Source organism: Pseudomonas sp. Q2-TVG4-2 (assembly GCF_013620795.1).
In the GTDB taxonomy this organism is placed as follows: domain Bacteria; phylum Pseudomonadota; class Gammaproteobacteria; order Pseudomonadales; family Pseudomonadaceae; genus Stutzerimonas.
Genome location: NZ_LGLW01000004.1, coordinates 50352 through 69969 on the forward strand (window position 1 = coordinate 50352; position 19618 = coordinate 69969).

15 protein-coding genes and 1 tRNA gene are annotated in these 19618 nt (G+C 61.1%); 8 read left to right on the forward strand and 8 right to left on the reverse strand.

Going from position 1 to position 19618, the window contains the following annotated elements; genetic code table 11:
• Nucleotides 1-70 precede the first annotated feature (70 nt).
• Together H3028_RS08410 and H3028_RS08415 are read left to right on the forward strand one after the other, a co-directional pair.
• Complete coding sequence (locus H3028_RS08410; RefSeq protein ID WP_181296591.1) at nucleotides 71-2104, forward strand: S9 family peptidase; 2034 nt, start codon at nucleotides 71-73, stop codon at nucleotides 2102-2104.
• Between the two features lie 122 nt (nucleotides 2105-2226).
• Nucleotides 2227-2589 carry a YgaP-like transmembrane domain gene (locus H3028_RS08415; protein WP_181296592.1) on the forward strand — a complete coding sequence of 121 codons (363 nt, stop codon included), beginning with the start codon at nucleotides 2227-2229 and terminating at the stop codon, nucleotides 2587-2589.
• A gap of 288 nt (nucleotides 2590-2877) precedes the next feature.
• On the opposite strand, the gene H3028_RS08420 is transcribed toward H3028_RS08415, so the two are convergent.
• The 5 genes from H3028_RS08420 to H3028_RS08440 all read right to left on the reverse strand — a co-directional run bounded on the left by H3028_RS08420 (nucleotide 2878) and on the right by H3028_RS08440 (nucleotide 7700).
• On the reverse strand, nucleotides 2878-3864 hold the full coding sequence (locus tag H3028_RS08420) for a succinylglutamate desuccinylase (protein WP_181297094.1): 987 nt from the start codon (nucleotides 3862-3864) through the stop codon (nucleotides 2878-2880).
• A 10-nt stretch (nucleotides 3865-3874) separates the two neighbouring features.
• Nucleotides 3875-4162 (reverse strand): topoisomerase II, encoded by a 288-nt coding sequence (locus H3028_RS08425; protein ID WP_019340650.1) that lies wholly within the window; start codon nucleotides 4160-4162, stop codon nucleotides 3875-3877.
• Between the two features lie 68 nt (nucleotides 4163-4230).
• Nucleotides 4231-5451, reverse strand: coding sequence for an aspartate aminotransferase family protein (locus H3028_RS08430; protein WP_181296593.1), 1221 nt, complete (start codon nucleotides 5449-5451; stop codon nucleotides 4231-4233).
• A gap of 118 nt (nucleotides 5452-5569) precedes the next feature.
• On the reverse strand, nucleotides 5570-6265 hold the full coding sequence (locus H3028_RS08435) for a crotonase/enoyl-CoA hydratase family protein (protein ID WP_181296594.1): 696 nt from the start codon (nucleotides 6263-6265) through the stop codon (nucleotides 5570-5572).
• A 130-nt stretch (nucleotides 6266-6395) separates the two neighbouring features.
• The gene (locus tag H3028_RS08440; protein ID WP_181296595.1) at nucleotides 6396-7700 is read right to left on the reverse strand and encodes an HD-GYP domain-containing protein; all 1305 of its coding nucleotides are present in this window, start codon (nucleotides 7698-7700) and stop codon (nucleotides 6396-6398) included.
• Between the two features lie 228 nt (nucleotides 7701-7928).
• Between H3028_RS08440 and H3028_RS08445 the strand changes: the two genes are divergently transcribed.
• The 3 genes from H3028_RS08445 (at nucleotide 7929) to H3028_RS08455 (ending at nucleotide 10550) form a co-directional block, all read left to right on the forward strand.
• Nucleotides 7929-8018: transfer RNA gene (locus tag H3028_RS08445), tRNA-Ser, on the forward strand.
• A gap of 894 nt (nucleotides 8019-8912) precedes the next feature.
• On the forward strand, nucleotides 8913-9266 hold the full coding sequence (locus H3028_RS08450) for a rhodanese-like domain-containing protein (RefSeq protein WP_258237740.1): 354 nt from the start codon (nucleotides 8913-8915) through the stop codon (nucleotides 9264-9266).
• Between the two features lie 162 nt (nucleotides 9267-9428).
• Nucleotides 9429-10550, forward strand: a complete 1122-nt coding sequence (locus H3028_RS08455) for a mechanosensitive ion channel family protein (protein WP_181296597.1) — start codon at nucleotides 9429-9431, stop codon at nucleotides 10548-10550.
• Between the two features lie 43 nt (nucleotides 10551-10593).
• Here H3028_RS08455 and acs read toward each other — a convergent pair whose 3' ends face one another.
• Entirely contained in the window at nucleotides 10594-12549 is a 1956-nt protein-coding gene (gene acs / locus H3028_RS08460) for an acetate--CoA ligase (RefSeq protein WP_181296598.1), read from the reverse strand.
• A 251-nt stretch (nucleotides 12550-12800) separates the two neighbouring features.
• Between acs and H3028_RS08465 the strand changes: the two genes are divergently transcribed.
• A complete protein-coding gene (locus tag H3028_RS08465; protein ID WP_181296599.1) occupies nucleotides 12801-14144 on the forward strand; it encodes a DUF2254 domain-containing protein in 1344 nt (447 codons plus the stop codon).
• A gap of 546 nt (nucleotides 14145-14690) precedes the next feature.
• On the opposite strand, the gene H3028_RS08470 is transcribed toward H3028_RS08465, so the two are convergent.
• A complete protein-coding gene (locus tag H3028_RS08470; protein ID WP_168424899.1) occupies nucleotides 14691-15692 on the reverse strand; it encodes a DctP family TRAP transporter solute-binding subunit in 1002 nt (333 codons plus the stop codon).
• Between the two features lie 148 nt (nucleotides 15693-15840).
• Nucleotides 15841-16740, reverse strand: coding sequence for a LysR substrate-binding domain-containing protein (locus H3028_RS08475; protein ID WP_181296600.1), 900 nt, complete (start codon nucleotides 16738-16740; stop codon nucleotides 15841-15843).
• 176 nt (nucleotides 16741-16916) lie between these two features.
• Between H3028_RS08475 and H3028_RS08480 the strand changes: the two genes are divergently transcribed.
• Both H3028_RS08480 and H3028_RS08485 read left to right on the forward strand, forming a co-directional pair.
• On the forward strand, nucleotides 16917-18119 hold the full coding sequence (locus H3028_RS08480) for a CaiB/BaiF CoA-transferase family protein (RefSeq protein ID WP_181296601.1): 1203 nt from the start codon (nucleotides 16917-16919) through the stop codon (nucleotides 18117-18119).
• 542 nt (nucleotides 18120-18661) lie between these two features.
• Entirely contained in the window at nucleotides 18662-19600 is a 939-nt protein-coding gene (locus H3028_RS08485) for a hydroxymethylglutaryl-CoA lyase (protein ID WP_181296602.1), read from the forward strand.
• Nucleotides 19601-19618: the final 18 nt, after the last annotated feature.

Consider the following 19618-nt stretch of genomic DNA (forward strand, 5'->3'; position numbering starts at 1 on the left):
TGTACACTCGGCGCCTGCCCCCAATCTCGTTCAGCTGCGCCAGTTCGCGGCCATTCTTCAGGAGTCATGCATGTCCGCCCCCATTGCCCGCGTCGATCAAGGCCAGGATCCCTACAAGTGGATCGAGAACCGTGACGCGCCCGAGGTGCTTGACTACCTGAAGGCGGAGAACGCCTACCTGGAAAGCCAGCTGGCTGAACAGGCCGAACTGCGCGAAGCACTATTCTCGGAAATCAAGGGCCGCATCCGCGAGACGGACCTGTCGCTGCCCTCGCCCTGGGGGCCCTGGCTGTACTACCAGCGCACCACCGCTGGCGACGAATACCCCCGCCACTACCGCTGCCCGCGCCCGGCAGATGGGTCGTTCACCGTGGACGATACCGCCGAGCAGCTCCTGCTCGACCCCAACGAACTGGCCGCCGGAGGCTTCCTGTCGCTAGGTGCATTCAGCGTCAGTCAGGACCACAGCAAGCTGGCCTACAGCCTCGACACTCAGGGCGATGAGATCTACCGGTTGTTCGTCAAGGACTTGACCTCGGACGAAGTGACCGCCCTGCCCTTCGACGATTGCGATGGCAGCATGACCTGGGCCAACGACCACCAGACGCTGTTCTTCGGGGAGCTCGACGAGACCCACCGCCCGCACAAGATCTACCGACATCGCCTGGACGAAAACAGTCGTACCGAGGTCTACCACGATCCGGACGGGCGTTTTTTCGTGCATTGCTACCGCGCCAGCTCCGAACGCCAGCTGGTCATCCTGTCCAACAGCAAGACGACCAGCGAAGCCTGGGTGCTGTCCGCCAACGAGCCCGAAGGCGACTGGACTTGCCTGGCGCCACGTCAGGACGATCATGAGTACTTTCCCGACCACGGCCTGCTCGACGGGCAATGGTGCTGGCTGATTCGCAGCAATCAAGCAGGCATCAACTTTGCGCTGTACCTGGCACCGGAGCGCACGCCGCAACGCGATTACTGGCAAGAATTGATCGGCCATCGCGATTCGGTGATGCTCGAAGACGTCAGCTTGAACGCCAGCGCAATCACGTTGAGCCTGCGCGAAGCCGGCTTACCGATCATCGAGGTGCGCCCAGCCGCTGGCGAACCCTACCGATTGCAACTGCCGGATGCGGCTTACAGCCTGCACGTGCACAACACCCTCGAATTCGACAGCCCGGTGATCCGGCTGCGCTACGAAGCACTGAACCGCCCGGCGCAGATTCGCCAGCTGGATCTGGCCAACGGCGAGCAACAGGTGCTTAAGGAAACGCCCGTCGAGGGCCCGTTCGATGCCGATGCCTACGAGAGCCGGCGCATCTGGGCGACCGCTGCAGACGGCACGCAGGTACCGATCAGCCTGGTCGGCCGCCGCGAGCAGTTCGGCAAGCCGGCACCGCTCTATCTGTATGGCTACGGCGCCTACGGTCACAGCCTGGACCCCTGGTTTTCCCATGCGCGCCTGTCGCTGCTCGACCGCGGCTTCATCTTCGCCATCGCCCATGTGCGCGGCGGCGGCGACCTCGGCGAGGCCTGGTATCGCGCCGGCAAACTGGAGCACAAACCGAACACCTTCAGCGATTTCATCGCCTGTGCCGAGAAGCTCATATTCGATGGTTATACCGAACCTGCCCGACTCGCCGTCAGCGGCGGTAGCGCCGGCGGCTTGCTGATCGGCGCCGTGCTGAACCTGCGGCCAGATTTGTTCGGTGCGGCGATCGCTGAGGTGCCCTTCGTCGACGTCCTCAACACCATGCTCAACGCCGATCTGCCGCTGACGGTGACCGAATACGACGAATGGGGCGACCCGAACCAGCCAGACGTGCACGCACGCATCAAGGCCTACGCTCCGTATGAAAACGTGCGCCATCAGCCTTACCCGGCAGTTCTCGCCGTGGCGGGCTACAACGACAGCCGCGTGCAGTACTGGGAAGCCGCCAAATGGGTAGCCAAGCTTCGAGCCAGCAAGACCGACGATAACCTGCTGCTGCTCAAGACCGAATTCGGAGCCGGGCACGGCGGCATGAGCGGTCGCTATCAAGCGCTTAAGGATGTCGCGCTGGAATACGCATTCCTGCTCAAAATATTCCACATGGCGACTCGCTAGTCATATCTGCGTCGATGCAACCCCGTTACAGGAGCGGCAACCGTTGCTTGCCGACTTGCGGTCGGAACGGGGGCTGCGCGCCGGGGTCACTTATCACACCACTGTTTCGGAGTGATTACCTCATGACCAGGACATCCTCAAACCAGGCGTCACAGAACGTGCATGGCTGGGAGCGTGCGGCATCGATTGCAGGCGGGCTGTATTTCCTAGGCAAGGGCATCGGCCGGGGTGGCCTGGGCGGGCTTTTGCAACTGGCGATGGGCGGCATGGCGCTGGCGCGGGGGTTCACCGGCCACTGCGAAGCCAAGCGCGTACTTTGCGAAGTGAACGAGCAGGCCAAAATGGCTGAGGGCAACTCCCGCAGCATGCCGCTGGAACGCAGTGAAGCCGATGATGAACGCCTGCGAGCCAATGCCCAGGCGGCTACCGGCACCGCAGCGGTGACCGGTAACGACTCACTCAGCAACCCACCCACCGGCGTCTAAAGCAGCCCCGGCGCTTCGCTTTCGCGGGAGGCGCCCCGCGGCGAAAGCTGACTTTCGGCACCTCCAAGGCAAAAGCTTCGCCCCTGGGCGGCCTCCCACAAGATCAAGAGCGAGCCCTGCGCTCGCTCCCCGCGCCGAGCCGCTTGTCGTGGAGGCGCGACCCGCGGCGAATTCGGGCCTCCTGCCAATCCAAAAGACAAAGCTTCGCCCCGCGGGCGGCCCCCACCAAGAAAAGATAAAGGCCTCGCCCCGAGGCGGGTGTTTCACAAACTCAAAACAATCGCTGACTCAGTCGCGAGGCACGACGATCAGTCCGGCACGCTCGCCGATCGCGACATCAGCCAGCGGAAACAGAATGCGCGCGTCCCGCTCTTCGACCACCCAGCGCATACCGTTTTCATCCTCCGCCAGTAGCGTTCCGAGTGACAGCGGGGTGAAATTCTCGATATCTGCCGGCAAGCGCAGGACGAAGCGCTCGCTGCGCTTGATGATTTCTCGCGCCAGCCGAAACGTCGTTAAAGGTCGCGGCGGGTCTTTCGGCACAGGCTCGGCCGCCTCGATCCAATCCTGTGCGGTTCGGAGAAACTCGCTGAGGCAATCAGGCCAGACGCCGCCAGGGGCTTCCGCCATTTCAAGCGTAAAGGCCTCGGCATCGTGGTGGGTCGCCGTGTGGGCGCTAAAGGTTCCGGAGGGCTTTTCCTGCAACAGCACCGCATCAACCGCCGCGTGGCGAAGGCGCATCAAACTTTCCGAAGACACTTGACGGTCGGGCACCCACGGACAGATTGCGAACTGCGGCAGCTTCGATGCACGCATGGCCGAGTGCAGATCGTAATGCCAGCGACGACGACCCGGCTCGAGAAAGAACGCCGCTACCAGTGCTTCCAGCCGCGACGCGCGGCGAGCCTCGTCGCTGCAGCCACTCGCATGCTTGCCACAGAAAAGGCGATTCAGGTCTTCAGCGACCCGGCGCACGCCCTGGCGCATCGCAGGGGGATTGCAGAACAACAGCAGCAGCCGGACGCGGGGACGTATCTCGCCGCGCCCAATCGCTTGTACCAATTGATCGAGCAGCTCGATCGGGACGATCTCGCAGCCGTGCACGCCAGCCGACAGCACCAGATCCAGCCCTGCATCCAGGCCTTTTGCTGGCGTCACCTCAAGGGCGCCTTCGCCCAGCCACCGCAGCCTGGCGCCGTCAGCGGTGAATTGGACTTCCTCGTCCGGCCCGCGCCCGGCAAGCGTAAGCTCCAGCAGGCGGCCCAGCGCCAGCATGTCGGGGCCGTCAGTGGTCGTGGTTGCAGTCCGGTCCATGCACATGGTCGTCATCAGCGGACTCGACCGGCTCCATCTCCAGCTCGAGGCTGACCAGGTTAGTAGCCAACGGACGCAGCAGCAGATTGGCGTACTCGGTGTCGCCATCTTCCACGTCGACGCCGATCATCAGCTGGTTGTTGCCGACCTGTTGAATCCAGACCTCGCGCCCCTGCCACATCACGGCGAAACGGGTGCAGGACGTCTCCAGCTGGGTACCGTCTACGTCTTCAAGGATCAGTTGCAGGCTATCGCTCATGGTCAGAATTCTCGATAAGGGAACGAAGGCAGGACGGATGGCCGTCCTGCCATGGGTAAGCCCGGGCCTCAGGCCTGGGACAGTTTTGCCGCGGCGCGCTCGAAGCGGGCCAGGCCTTCGGCGATATCGGCCTCTTCGATAATCAGGCTCGGAGCCAGGCGAATCACATCGGGGCCAGCCTGCAGGATCATCAATGCTTCTCGCTCGGCCGCATCGAAGATCTCTCGCGCGCGCCCTTTCCACGCGTCGTTCAGCACGCAACCGATCAACATGCCCATGCCACGCACGTGATTGAACAGCCCATGGCGCTGGCCGATCTCCAGCAGCCCGCGCTTGAAGCGTTCGTGTCGGTCCTTGACGCCGTTCAGCACCTCCGGCGTATTGACGATATCGACCACCGCTTCCGCCACCGCGCACGCAAGCGGGTTGCCGCCGTAGGTGGTGCCGTGGGTACCGACGCTGAAGTGCCCAGCGATCTCGTCGGTGGTCAGCATCAAACCGATCGGGAAACCGCCACCGAGACTCTTGGCATTGGTCAGGATGTCCGGCGTGACGCCGTAATTCATGTAGGCGTACAGCTCGCCGGTGCGGCCCATGCCCGTCTGGACTTCGTCGAAGATCAACAATGCGTTGTGCTGGTCGCAGAGTTTGCGAGCGCCTTCCAGGTAAGCCTGGTCGGCAGGTAGAACACCGCTCTCGCCCTGAATCGGCTCCAAGACCACGGCGCAAGTCTTATCCGAAATAGCGGCGGCGAGGGCATCGAGATCGTTATACGGAACATGGCTGATGCCCTGGATCTTCGGCCCAAAACCATCGGAGTACTTCGGCTGGCCACCGACCGTCACGGTAAACAGCGTCCGGCCATGGAAGCTATTCACTGCCGAGATGATCTCGTTCCTCTCCGGCCCGTGATTGTCGTGAGCGTAGCGGCGCGCCAGCTTGAAGGCCGCCTCGTTGGCTTCGGCGCCAGAATTGCAGAAGAACGCCCGGTCAGCAAAGGTCGCGGCGGTGAGCTTCTTGGCCAGACGCAACGCCGGCTCGTTGGTGAAGATGTTGGAGATGTGCCAGAGCTTGCCCGCCTGCTCCGTCAGCGCAGCCACCAGTGCCGGGTGGGCATGGCCGAGCACGTTCACGGCAATGCCGCCGGTGAAGTCGATCAGCTCTCGCCCGCCTTGATCCCATACTCGCGAGCCCTGGCCGCGCACTGGAATGAAGGCAGCGGGTGCGAAAGTGGGAACAATGACCTGGTCGAAATCAGCGCGTTCTACCGGGGTGTGCGGGGCGGACATCAGGACTCTCCTGCGATGCGACACGAATAGGAATGAAAACGCCCCGCCATGGCGGGGCGTTGCAAGCGCAGTTTAAACGCAGGGCCACCGGGAATGGGCGGTCCGGCGAAAATTCTCTTCAGGAAACGATCGAGTGCTGCTGGTCCAGTTCGATGGCGCGATCCAGCGTCTCGAGAAGCGCTTTGCGAGCCTTGAGCTTGGTGTTTTTGTGAGCCGTCATGTTGACTTTCTTCAACTGAGCCGCAGTCGCTTTGGCAGCGTCCATCAACTCACCGGCCGGGACGATCTTATCGAGGAAGCCGGCCTCGAGCGCCGCCTGTGGATTGAAGATCTCGCCATTGATCACCGAGCGATGGAACGCCGGTTTGGTTAGACGATCCCGCGCCACTTCGATGCCCGAGTGGTGCATGGTCATGCCGATCTGGACTTCATTGAGACCGATATTGAACATCCCTTCGACTCCGATGCGGTAGTCGGCCGAAAGCAGCAGGAACGCGCCCTTGGCAATAGCGTGACCAGGGCAGGCAACGATGATGGGGAATGGGTGAGCGAGCATCCGTCGCGTGAACCGCGAACCGGTCGTGACCAGCGCGATGGCGCTTTCCGGGCCCGCGGTCATCACCTTGAGGTCATAGCCGCCGGACAGAATGCCTGGCTGGCCGGTGAGAATCACCACAGCGCGGTCCTGTTCGGCGCGATCGAACGCGGCGTTGAGCGCGTCGAACACCTCAGGAGACAACGCATTCACCTTGCCATTGTTCAGGGTCAGGGTGGCGATGCCGTCTGCGAGTTCGTAGGAAACCAGATCACTCATGACGAATATTCCTTGTTAGAAGTCCGCAGACGTTACCCAGCACGACCCGCAAGGTAAAGCGTCGTGACTGACTGGCAAGTCATGGTTTGCTGGGCGGAACTGCCAAAGCCGCAGGGCTGGGAGAGCTGGATCAGCTGTCGGCTGTATCCGGTTCCAGCTCGAGCACAGCGAGCAGCTCAGGGTGCAGGATCGTTTGCAGTTTCGGATCGGCGATGAACAGGCCGTGGGAACCATCGGAAATACCGCTGCGAATCCGATAAGGCGTTCCATCGGCGTCAACGGTCAGCTGGGAAAGATCCAGATAACGTGGGTCGCAGGGCTTTTTATCGGCGCTGCGCAGGACAACCACCTTGGGCCGCAAGTGCAGCTGCTGATGTTTCTCCAGCACCAGGGCTACCTCACCGGTATGCAACTCGACTAACGTGCCCACCGGAAACACGCCGAGCCAGCGAATGAATTCGTGTACCAACGCCTCATCGAACTGCTGGCCGGCACCACTGCGGAGCACATCGTAGGCAGCCTGGATCGGTCGTGCATTGTCATACGCTCGGTGACTGGTAATCGCGTCGAAGGCATCGACGATTGTCACCACCCGGGTGGTAAACGGAATCTGGTACTGCTGGAGCCCTTGGGGGTAACCCTTGCCATCCAGCCGCTCATGGTGCCCGTGCGCCGCCTGGACGGCCGCAGCGGGAATGTCGTTCTGGCTGCACAGCGCCTGATAGCCGAAGTCCGGGTGCTGCTTGATGTGCTCGAATTCTTCCTGGGTGAGCTTGCCCGGCTTGTTCAAAATGGCCGGATCGATCTTCATCTTGCCGACATCGTGTAACAGCCCGGCTATGCCCAGTAACTCGATCTTTTCGTCGGGTAGCCCGAGATGGATGCCGAACCCCATCGCCAGTATGGAGACAGAGAGGCAGTGCAAACTGGTGTACAGATCTTGCGACTTCAAGCGCGTCAGCCAAAGCATGGCACTTTCGTTGCGCAACATGCTTTCCAAGTTCCGCTTGACCAGCGCCTGGCAGGCCTTGGTATCGATAGCCCGCCCCTGTTGAACATCCAGCAGCACCTGATCCAGCACTAGCGCACTGCTGCGGTAGGCTTCGCGCGCTTCTTGAACTTCAAGCGAGAGCGGGATTCGGGTCATGGTACGCGTGACACGCAACGGCGTCGCTGAAGGCACGATCATCTGGCCCTGATCGAGCAGCACACGACGGGTATCATCGACGAAAACATAGTCGCAGCGCTCACGCACCGCCTGGATGTGTTCGAGCTTGAGCAGGGGAAATCCCTGAAATAGAAAATCGGTCTGGCGCCACGGACGATCCAGCTCGCAGATATACATGCCGAGTTCCAGATGACCGACGTGCAGACGACGTTTTGTAGCGACCTCTACCACATCCGGCCGCTTGCGCTTGCTTTTGAATAACTTCATCAAAGCCTTTCTCGGCTCTTCATATTCACTACGCTCGATTGCGTTAAAGCGGGCATCGATTCCATAGGTGTTAGAACCCTAGAGGAACCATAGGTTCATCGCCACGACCGCTTAGCCAGTTTTCCAACCGCACCTTAACCGCATGAAAAAACTAAAAAACTTTTTGCCATCCGAAAGCTGTTCGGCTACATTAGCGCGCCTCGACGGACATCAAGCCCGTCGAGATCCGGTGAGGTGTCCGAGCGGTTGAAGGAGCACGCCTGGAAAGTGTGTATACGAGAAATCGTATCGTGGGTTCGAATCCCACCCTCACCGCCAGACTCGAAATACGCGAAGCCCCTGATTTTCCTAGCGAAGTCAGGGGCTTCGACGTTTCAGGCGTAAAAAAAAGCGGTCCGATGGGAACGTTGTGGGAACGCGTACCGCCGCCGATCGTCTTCCAGAGCATGATTAGGTCCGGTCCGTCCTCACTTATCCGGTTTCCTTTATCCGGTCTCCTTTCCTTTACATCTAGCGGCACCGGACCAACCGTCCGCTCGCCCAGAACGCGTTACGCAGATGTTCCGATTCCACCCGCAGGGGTGTCGCCTCAAGCGCGCGACGTTTCAATTCGCTCCATGATTCAGCTGGGCTCGGCAACAGTGCCGTCGATTGTCCATGTGCGAGGCGTCGCTATGGAAAATCTCTGACCAGCGGTCATGGCCGGCGAATCGAGCCGAATATTGCGCAAACGCATCAGCAGTTATTAACTGGCGAAATCGCGAACAAGCTTAATTCCCAGGCGTTGCACGGCTCCCTGCCCAACCGACTGCCCCTTACGCATGGCTGTGTCCGATCCAGCGAATCGCGCGAGACGGCTCCGCGTGGCCTCGTTTCGTTGCCATACGCTCAGGTGTCTTTACCCGAGTGCCTGCGCTGGTCCACATATTGCTTGGCTTAAACCAATACCCCGACCTTGGGAATGGTCACAGGCCAAGCACGTCTGGGAAGCGGACCAGACCTCTGCCGCTGCGCATCGTATGGATTACACAACCGTTACCGGCGAGACGCGACGCGACGGCTCGCACCAGAACAATAAAAGGCCGCTACCATGTTCAAGCACAAGAAAATCCGGCAGGCCACCATGATATTGGTCGCCACGGCGGTCATTCTGATTCTTCCGAATCTCACCCGGCTGATCAGCTGACCGGCCGAGACGACAGAGGGATGCTTATGTATCGCGTGCTTCTGCTGCTGATGATGGTGATCCCCGCTGTGATCGCCGGCGAGGTTGACCAGCCAGCCGCTCTAGCCGCACTGCAACGCGGCGACAGCGTGTTGATCGACGTTCGCACCGCCCAGGAATACGCCGAAGGCGCCCTGCCCGGCGCGACGCGAATCGAAACCCGGGATCTGGCCGAGCGCATCGGCGGTATCGCGCCGGACAAAGAGACTCCGGTCGTTCTCTACTGCCGCAGCGGACGTCGTTCGTCTGCCGCGCAGGATCTGCTCCTTGAGATGGGCTATAGCCAGGTCATCAATGCCGGTGGTTATGGAGACCTGAAAGCAGTCGTCCCCCCTCGCTGACGCCTCGATGCCCGGTCGACAACCGCGCCATACTCCCTCCGCATTCCCTCATTGATTCGCCTCCCCGTCGTCTACTACGGGAACTAATGCGTTGCAGTGGCTACTGAAAAAGGAGCCGCTGCTTCTACGCTTGGTCGCGTATACCCGGGAGGACTCGAGTTGATGAATTGGGATGTGATGTTGAACGAACAGCTCTGGATCAACATCGCCATAGTCGCTGGCGTCACTATCGTCAGTTATCTCGTACTGCAGGCCATCCTGCGGATCATTACCAACCGCTTGAGGAAAATGGCCAAAGGGGCACGAAGTGGCTTCGTCGCCATTGCTGCGGAGATGCTCAGCCGCACCAGCCATTTGCTGCTGATCGCGCTCTCGTTACTGCTTGCTTTAAAGGTCGTCGAGCTGCCGGATCGTTGGGAATCAGCCATGTCGCATGGTTGGTTCATCGCGCTGGCGTTCCAGATCGCCTTGTGGATGGATACAGCCGCCCGGCTGTGGATGGAAAGCCTGACTCGCGACGGCAAGGCGCGAAATCCAGTCACCACCACCATCATCGGCATCATGATCCGCATCGTCATATGGACCATGATGCTGCTGTCGATTCTGGCCAACCTGGGTGTCGATATCACCGCAATGGTCGCCAGCCTCGGCGTCGGCGGTATCGCCATTGCGCTGGCGGTGCAGACGCTGCTCAGCGATGTCTTCGCGTCTCTATCCATCGGCGTAGACAAACCGTTCGAGATCGGAGACTTCGTCGTGTTCGACGATGTTGCCGGGAATATCGAGCACATCGGTCTTAAAACTACCCGCATACGCGCGCTGAGCGGCGAACAGATCGTCTGCGCCAACGCCGAACTGCTCAAGCGTACCCTGCATAACTACAAGCGCATGAACACGCGGCGGATCGTGTTCAAGTTCGGCATCACCTACAACACGCCGTCGGACAAGGTGCGCGAGGTTTCAGCATTGCTGAAGCGAATCATCGACGGCATCGACAACGCCAATTTCGACCGTGCGCATTTCCTCGCCTTCGACGACAGCCAGCTCACCTTCGAAGTCGTCTACATCATGCAGGTATCGGACTACAACGCGTACATGGATACCCAGCAGGAAATCAATCTGCAGTTGCTGGACGGCATTCGCGAGATGGACGTGCAGTTCGCCTTCCCGACCCGCAGAGTTGAATTCATTGGCGGTAGCTTTCCGGAACTGACGGTCGCCGGTGTGCCAAATGAAAAGCCCGCCGCCACTCAGCAGGCCCGGAGCGCGCAGCCCAACGGATGACGCTTGAGCGGCGTCGGCCCGTAGGCCGCCGCCGCTCCAGCATTCACCACATGCGCATCTGCTTATGGGTTTCGATCAGTTGAGGTACCACGCCCGGATCGGCCAGCGTCGAGACATCCCCCAACGCATCGTATTCGTCAGTGGCGATCTTGCGCAGGATGCGCCGCATGATCTTGCCCGAGCGAGTCTTGGGTAAGCCTGGCGCCCACTGAATGACGTCCGGTACGGCAATTGGCCCGATCTCTTTGCGCACCCACTGCTGTAGCTCCTGACGCAACTGATCAGATGGCTCCTCACCCGCCAGCAGCGTCACGTACACGTAGATGCCCTGCCCCTTGAGCGGGTGCGGCACGCCCACCACCGCGGCTTCGGCCACCTTACGGTGCGCGACCATGGCGCTTTCGATTTCCGCCGTGCCCATGCGGTGACCGGATACGTTCAGCACGTCGTCCACCCGGCCGGTAATCCAATAGTAGCCATCTTCGTCGCGACGGGCGCCGTCACCGGTGAAATACATACCGCGGAAGGTCTTGAAGTAGGTGTCGACGAAGCGATCGTGGTCGCGATAGATGCTGCGCATCTGCCCCGGCCACGAATCGAGAATCACCAGATTGCCCTCGGTGGCGCCCTCGAGCAGATTGCCAAGGTTGTCTACCAATCCCGGCACCACCCCGAAGAAAGGCCGCGTCGCGGAACCCGGTTTCAAAGCCGTAGCGCCAGGTAGCGGGCTGATGAGAATGCCGCCCGTCTCGGTCTGCCACCAGGTATCGACGATGGGGCAACGCGATTTGCCGATCGTCTCGTAATACCAGTGCCAGGCCTCGGGGTTGATCGGCTCGCCGACAGAGCCGAGCAGCCGCAGGCTTGAGCCGTCGACACCCTCCATCGCGGCACCACCCTCGGCCATCATCGCGCGGATCGCGGTGGGCGCGGTATAGAGAATGTTGACCTTGTGCTTATCGACGATCTGGCCGATCCGCGTGACGTCGGGATAGTTAGGCACACCTTCGAACATCAGCGTTGTCGCACCGTTGGCCAGCGGTCCGTAGAGAATGTAACTGTGGCCGGTAATCCAGCCGACGTCGGCAGTACACCAATAAACCTCGCCGGGACGGTAATCGAATACTCGTTCATGAGTCAGAGCGGCGTAGAGCAGGTAGCCGCCGGACGTATGCATCACACCTTTGGGTTTGCCGGTCGAGCCGGACGTATAAAGGATGAACAGGGGCTCCTCCGCCCCCATCTCCTTGGGTGCGCAAACATCCCCGGCCACGCGCATCAGATCGTCATACCAGATGTCGCGATGCTGGTTCCAGCGGATGTCGCCACCCGTGCGGCGTACCACGATGATCTTTTGAATGCAGCTGGTTTGCGGGTTGGTCAGCGCCTCGTCGACATTCGCTTTCAGCGGTACCTTCTTGCCGCCGCGCAGCCCTTCGTCGGCGGTGATGACCACCTTGGACTTGCCGTCGATGATCCGGCCGGCCAGCGCTTCCGGGGAGAACCCGCCGAACACCACCGAATGAATGGCACCAATGCGTGCACAAGCCAGCATTGCCACCGCCACCTCGGGGATCATGGGCATGTAGATCGTGACCACATCGCCCCGATGCACATCCTGCCCACGGAGCGCGTTGGCAAACTTGCTGACCTCGTGGTGGAGCTCGCGGTAGGTGATGCGGCGATGCTCGGATGGATCGTCTCCCTCCCAGATGATCGCCACCTCGTCACCCCGTGTTTCGAGGTGGCGATCCAGGCAGTTGGCCGAGACGTTCAAGGTGCCATCGGCGAACCACTTGATGTCCACATGATGGTCATCGAAGGAGGTCTGCTTGACCCGCGAAAACGGCTTGATCCAATCGATGCGCTCCGCCTGCTCGCGCCAGAACCCGTCAGGGTTGACCACCGACTGTTGGTATAGCGCTTTATAGGCGGCCTCATCGGTCAGCGACCGAGCCGCAACTTCCGGTTTCACGGGATACAGGGACGCAGCAGTCATGGACAATTACCTCACTCGTCGGTCTTGTTATCGTTTCGAATAACCTGCCCCACAGGCGAACCATACGAATCAAACCAAGCGCCTGGCGACTTCACGTTCGAGCAACGCGGGGCCAAAGCGTTCCGCTGGCGTGTGGCCTTCGAAAACGCCTTTCTCCCCTAGAGCATAGACGCTTCGGCCAAGGCGTACTTTGCCGCCCTCTGTGGTCATAGAAATGCCGGGGCACATGCCCGTCACGCCGGGGTTCAAGGATGTCAGATCCAGCCAACGTGTTCTTTCGTGTCGTTAAACGCATCAGGGAGAGCATCGCTCTATATCCGGTCCTGATCCCCGCCGTTTATTTCGTCATAGCGATGCTGGTGTTTGCATTTGAGTCGACGTCCATTGCTGCGCCGTTACGTGAAAAGCTGCCGCCAGGTCTGGTCGATGCCGACAACAGCCGTGAAATCCTTGGCACGCTGATTACCGGCATCATTTCTCTCACGGTCTTCAGCTTCTCTATGGTGATGGTCGTGCTCAACGGCGCCGCGGCCCGCCTGTCGCCTCGGGTACTGCCCGGCCTGGTCAGCGACACGCGCAATCAGGTGATCCTCGGCATCTACTTGGGCAGCATCGTCTACTACCTACTGATGATCGGCGCCCTGAACAAGAACGACCCGGCCAGCATCCCGGCGCTCGGGCTCCTGCTGGCGTTGCTATTCGGCATGCTGTGCATGGCGCTGTTCGTCGTATTCATTCGTTCGGTATCCCAATCGATTCAGGTCGACTGGATCCTCAGCCGGCTCTACAACGGCGCATCAGCCAACCTGGACAAGCGTAGGCGGCGCATCGCCGGCGTCGCCGACATCCCCGACACAACCGACTGGTGGTGCCTGCCTTCAGCCCGACCGGGATATCTTCGCGAAGTGAACGAACGGCGCCTGGGCAAGATGCTGCGCAAACGCGACCTGATCGCCGTGATCCAGGTAGAGCCGGGCTTCTTCCTGATCGAGGGCCATCCATTGATCAAGTTCAGTGAGCCGCTGAGCGATGAAGAGGCGAATGAAGCACTCGACTGTTTCGACTTCCACGACAATGAATTCGCTGGCGCTAACGTCTCCTACGGCATGCGGCAGATCTCGGAAATCGCGGTCAAGGCCATCAGCCCGGCCATCAACGACCCCGGTACCGCGATGCGGGCGGTCAATCTGATCGGCGTACTGCTGAAGCGGCTCGGCGGAGTCCCGCCTTTTGACGCTGGCTGCATGGATGAAGGCCGTCCGCGCCTTTTCTATCCGCAGATGGCTATGCAGCGATTGCTGCAAAGCGTTATCGCCCCGATCCGCATCTATGGTGGCCATGATCCGCAAGTCCTGATCACGCTCCTGCAGTGCTTGAAGAATGCCCTGCACGGCAACCCGAACGAAGCGCAGCTGCAGGCCCTTCACGATGAGGTCCAGGCCTTGCGCGAAGACGCCGATGCCAAGGTGGAAAACCCGCGCGACCGTCGTGCGGTAAACGAGGTGCTCGAACGATTGGAGAAACTGAACGACAAAGCGCCCGTCGTCGCGCCACTTCCGATCGACCTTGAGCATGAGCCGCAAGCCGGGACGTGAACGGCCATTTTCTCCGCAGGGAAAAGCGCTTTGCCTTCCCCTGTGGGAAGCCCGCTTCGGGGCGAAGCTTTTGCTTTTGAGCGGGCAGAACGCGCGCTTTCGGCGCGGGGCGCGCCTCCCGCTGAAGCAATGCCACCAGCGCCTTGGCTCTGCTGTAGAGACCCGCCTCGGGACGAAGCTTTTGCTTTTGAGTGGGCAGAACGCGCACGTTCGCCGCGGGGCGCGCCTCCCACTGAAGCAATGCCACCAGCGCCTTGGCTCTGCTGTAGAGCCCCGCCTCGGGGCGAAGCTTTTGCTTTTGAGCGGGCAGAACGCGCGCTTTCGCCGCGGGGCGCGCCTCCCACTAAAAGCGCCCCGCAGCGAGTGGCACCTTGGCTCTGCTGTAGAACGCCCACTCCGGGACGAAGCTTTTGCCGCTTCCTGTAGGAGCCCCGCCTCGGGACGAAGCTTTTGCTTTTGAGTGGGCAGAACGCGCGCTTTCGGCGCGGGGCGCGCCTCCCGCTAAAGCGCCCCGCAGCGAGTGCCGGAAGGCGCGTAGCGGTCGATTTACTCCGCCTGGTTCGCCGCTTCGGCGGCCTGAATCAGATCGGCACCGATTTCCGCCTCGAACTTCTTCCAGGCCGGACGAACAGCGTCACGCCAGCTGTTGCGCTGATCTTCGGTCAGCACCAGGATTTCGCTCTTGCCAGTATCGATCACGTTCTGCTTGGCTTTTTCGTTCAGCGCCTCGGCCTGGCGGTTCACCTCGGTGGTGACCTCGTCGATGATCTGTTCGAGCTCAGCGCGCACCGGCGCCGGCAAGCCGTTCCAGAACTGGGTATTAGTGATCAGCAGGTAATTGCCGATGCCATGGTTGGACTCGGTCATGTACTGCTGCACTTCGTAATATTTCTGGCTGTAGATGTTGGACCAGGGATTGTCCTGGGCATTGACCACACCGGTCTGCAGGCCTTGGTAGATTTCAGCGAACGCCATCTTGCGCGGCACCGCGCGCAACGCCGTGTACTGAGCGGCCTGCAGATCCGATGGCTGGACACGGAATTTCAATCCGCGAGCATCGGCCGGCTCACGCAGCGGCTTGTTCGCGGTGAACTGGCGCATGCCGTTGAGCCAGTAGGCCAGCCCGGTGATGCCCTTGTCTTCCATGGACTTGAGCATGGCCTTGCCTTTGTCCGACTGCTGGAAGCGTTGCGCCGCCGCGACGTCATCGAAGAGGAACATCAGGTCGAACAGCTGCAGTTGCTTGGTGTATTGCTCCAGCTTCGACGGCGCGGGTGCGAGCATTTGGACGTCGTTGAGCAGCAGTGCCTCCATTTCCTTGCCGTCGCCGTACAACGAGGAGTTCGCATACACCTGCACTTCGACCTGGTCCGGCAGACGCTCCTCGACCAGCTTCTTGAACATCAGCGCGCCCTGCCCCTTGGGCGTGCTGTCGGCGGTGATGTGGGAAAACTTGATCAGAATCGGATCGGCAGCCTGCGCGGTGAACATGCTGAACAGGGCTGAAGCGGCGAGCAGATGGGTGATACCACGGGTGAGTCGTGCCATGGGAAAGCTCCGTCTTGTAGTTGTGTGAGCCAAGTAGCTGGTCACGACTCTACTCCGCCGTCCTTTTCCGGCGACATTCATATTTGGGCAAGCGAGGCTTCGCTTCCCACGAAGGCATCAAAGCGCCCACGCCGGTTTCAGCCAATTTTCAGCGATTGCCTTCGCGAGCGGTGAGGTGTTCGAGCATTTGCCGCGCGGTGACCGATAGACTTTCCAGGTTACGCACACCAATCTTCAGCTCACGCCGCGCCCAGGCATCGGTCAGCGGGATGATCGCCACATCCAGCGCCGGCAGGTAGTTGCGCACCACCTGCTCGGGCAGCACACCGATCCCCATACTGGTATGAATCATGCGGCAGATGGCCTCGAAGCTACGCACCTGAATACGCAAACGCAGCGGCGTGCCCATCTGCTGGGCCGACTGCTGCAACAGCGCATACAGCGAGGCGTCCTGCTGCAGGCCGATGAAGTCGAAGCCGGCAGCATCGCGTAAGGCAATGTGCTTCAAGCCCCCCAGCGGATGCTGACGCGGCGTGACCAGCACCAGGTTGTCCTCGCGATAGCCGAATACCTGAAGGTCTTCGGCCGGCATATGCCCGGCGAAGATGCCGATATCCGTTAACCCCTCGCGCAGGGCACGCAAAGTGTCGTTGCTGACGCGCTCTTCCAGGTCGATTTTCACTTCAGGATGCAAACGCGCGAAGGCGCTAAGGTCTTCCGGCAGGAATTCGATGACCGCCGATGTGTTGGCATGGATGCGCACATGTCCCTTCACGCCCTGACTGAACTCGCTGAGGTCGGCATCCATCTGCTGCAGGCCGTCGAGCAGATTGCGGGCGTGGTGCAGCAGCGCGTGGCCGGCAGGCGTCAGCTCCACGCCTTTAGGCTGGCGATACAGCAGGCTAACGCCGAGCTGGCCCTCCAGATCGCTGATGCGCTTGCTGACCGCGGCGAGCGCCAGGTGCTCGCGCTCGGCCGCGCGGGTAAGGCTGCGCTCATCGGCAACGGCGACGAACAGGCGCAGGGTAACGAAATCGACACGCCGCATGGTTGGCTCTCGTATTCGCAAGTGACGAAGCGACAACGATAAATCGGCGCGCTTAGAAAGGCACCCAGCCTGTAGCCTTCGTGCTTTGCGAAACCATCCTTGGTTATTCGGCAATTGTCCACAACGTGGCGCTCGGTCATCCTGCGCACATGAATCGACCCGGTACAGGTGCTGCGATGAACGAACAGAATGGAAACAGCCTGCCGCTGCATGGCCTGAAGGTCATCGAGATGGGCCAGCTGATCGCCGGCCCTTTCGCCAGCAAGATGCTCGGCGAATTCGGCGCCGAGGTGATCAAGATCGAACCGCCGGGTGTCGGTGATCCGCTGCGCAAGTGGCGCAAGCTCAAGGACGGCACCTCGCTCTGGTGGCACGTGCAGTCACGTAACAAACAGTCGGTGACGCTCGATCTGAAAGCCGCCGAAGGCCAGCAAATCGTCCGCCAGCTGGTCGCCGAAGCCGATGTGCTGGTGGAAAACTTTCGCCCCGGCACGCTCGAAGGCTGGGGCCTGGGCTGGGATGAACTGTCGACGCTCAACCCGCGCCTGATCATGCTGCGCATCTCCGGCTACGGCCAGACCGGCCCCTATCGCGACCTGCCCGGCTTCGGCGTGATCGGTGAGGCCATGGGCGGGTTGCGGCACCTGTCCGGCTATCCGGGCCAGCCGCCGGTGCGAGTGGGCGTGAGCATCGGTGATTCGCTGTCCTCGCTGTATGGCGTCATCGGTGTGCTGCTCGCCTTGCAGGAGCGCAACCGCAGCGGCAAGGGCCAGGAAATCGATGTCGCGCTGTACGAATCGGTGTTCGCCATGATGGAAAGCCTGGTGCCCGAATACGATGCCTTCGGCTATGTCCGCGAGCCGGCCGGCAGCGCACTGCCCGGTATCACGCCCTCCAACTCCTACCTGTGTCGCGATGGTGCCTACGTGCTGATCGCCGGCAATGGCGACAGCATCTACAAGCGACTGATGACGCTGATGGGGCGCCAGGACCTGGCCGACGACCCGCGTTTCGCGCATAACGATGGCCGCGCCCAGCATGCCGAGCTGATCGACGCCGCCATCGGCGAATGGACTGCTCAGCACAGTCGGGATGAGGTTATCGAGGCGTTGAAGGAGGCGCGCGTCCCAGCCGGCTATCCCTACACAGCGGCGGACATCGTCAAGGATCCGCATTACCTGGCGCGCCAGATGATCGAGCAGGTGCAAACGTTTGCCGGGCCGCTCAAGGTCCCAGGCGTACTCCCCAAACTCAGCCGCACCCCCGGCCGCATCGGCGCTGGCGGCCCGCAGCTGGGCGAGCACACCGAAGACGTCCTGGCCGGGCTTGGCCTGACCGATGTGCAGGTCCGAGGGCTACGTGAGCGAGGGATCATCTAAGCGGCAGCCCTTCGCCGCGGGTCTGCTTTTGATTTACGTGGGAGGCCCGCCCCGGGGCGAAGCTTTTGCTTTTGGCCCACTGCCCAAGGGCATTCGCCGCGGGTCGCGCCTCCCACGGAAGATGCGGGCATTAGCGATCCAACAATGGAGGCCCGCCCGCGGGGCGAAGATTTTCGCTTCTACCGGCGCAGTGCCGCCCGCATGCACGTTGCTGGTGGCTCCGACGCTTCGCGTCCAACGACACGAAGCCTCGCAGCTCCATCTTCACGCGGAGCATGAGGCACGAAAATTCACAGTCCTGGTAGGAGCAAGCTTGCTCGCGAACCCAGACACTCCTTAACGGTGGATGGGTAGAGCGACATCCACCCTACCGACTCGGCACTATTTGGGCAGTGCTTGCAAGCATCCGGGGAGGGTGGGCTTCAGCCCACCCTCCCCGGATGCCCACCATGCGTTTCTGGTGTCATGCGAGCCCCCAGACCGAAGCTTGTGATCTTTACCACGCGCCAACAAAGCAGCGCTTTCCACGAACGGAGATACCCATGATCAAGCGTCTCTACATCCAGGACGTCGCCACCCGCGATGGCTTCCAGATCGAGCCGAACTTCATCCCCACCGAAGACAAGATGACTCTGATCAATAGCCTCTCCGAAACCGGGCTGGCCAAGATCGAAGTCACCTCCTTCACCTCGCCCAAGGCCATTCCCAACCTGCGCGACGCCGAAGAAGTCATGCGCGGTATCCGCCGAGTGCCGGGCGTCGAGTACACCGTACTGGTTCCCAATGTGAAGGGATGCGAGCGCGCACTTTCCTGTGACGTCGACGAGATCAATCTGGTGATGTCCGCCAGCGATACGCATGGCATGGCCAATCTACGGATGACGCCGGAGCAATCGCTGGAGCAGTTTCGCGAGATCATCGAGGTGACTCGCGGCAGCGGCGTGTTCATCAACGCCTCGCTGTCCACCGCCTTCGGCTGCCCGTTCGAAGGCGAGGTTCCCGAACCGCGAGTTCATGAACTGATACAGCGCCTGCTCAACACCGGGGTACAGGGCATCACCCTCTGCGACACCACCGGCATGGCCGATCCGGCACAGGTCGAACGCGTTTGCAGGCACGCAATGACCCACTGGCCCGACGCGGTATTCACCGCTCACTTTCACAACACCCGAGGGATGGGCCTCGCCAATGCATTGGCTGCCCTGAATGCAGGTATCGACCGCTTCGACGCCTCGCTCGGCGGCCTCGGCGGATGCCCTTATGCACCCGGCGCCAGCGGCAACATCTGCACGGAAGACCTGGTACATATGTTCCAGCGCATGGGCCTGGATACCGGCGTCGATCTGGACAAACTGCTGCAGTGCGCTGCCAGCCTGCCAGAACTGGTTGGCCACGACATACCGGGAGCCGTACTCAAGGCCGGAAAATCGGACCGTCGCTATCCGAAGCCGAAGTGGATGGAACAGGAAACCGCCCGATAGGCCCTGCCGCAGAGACGT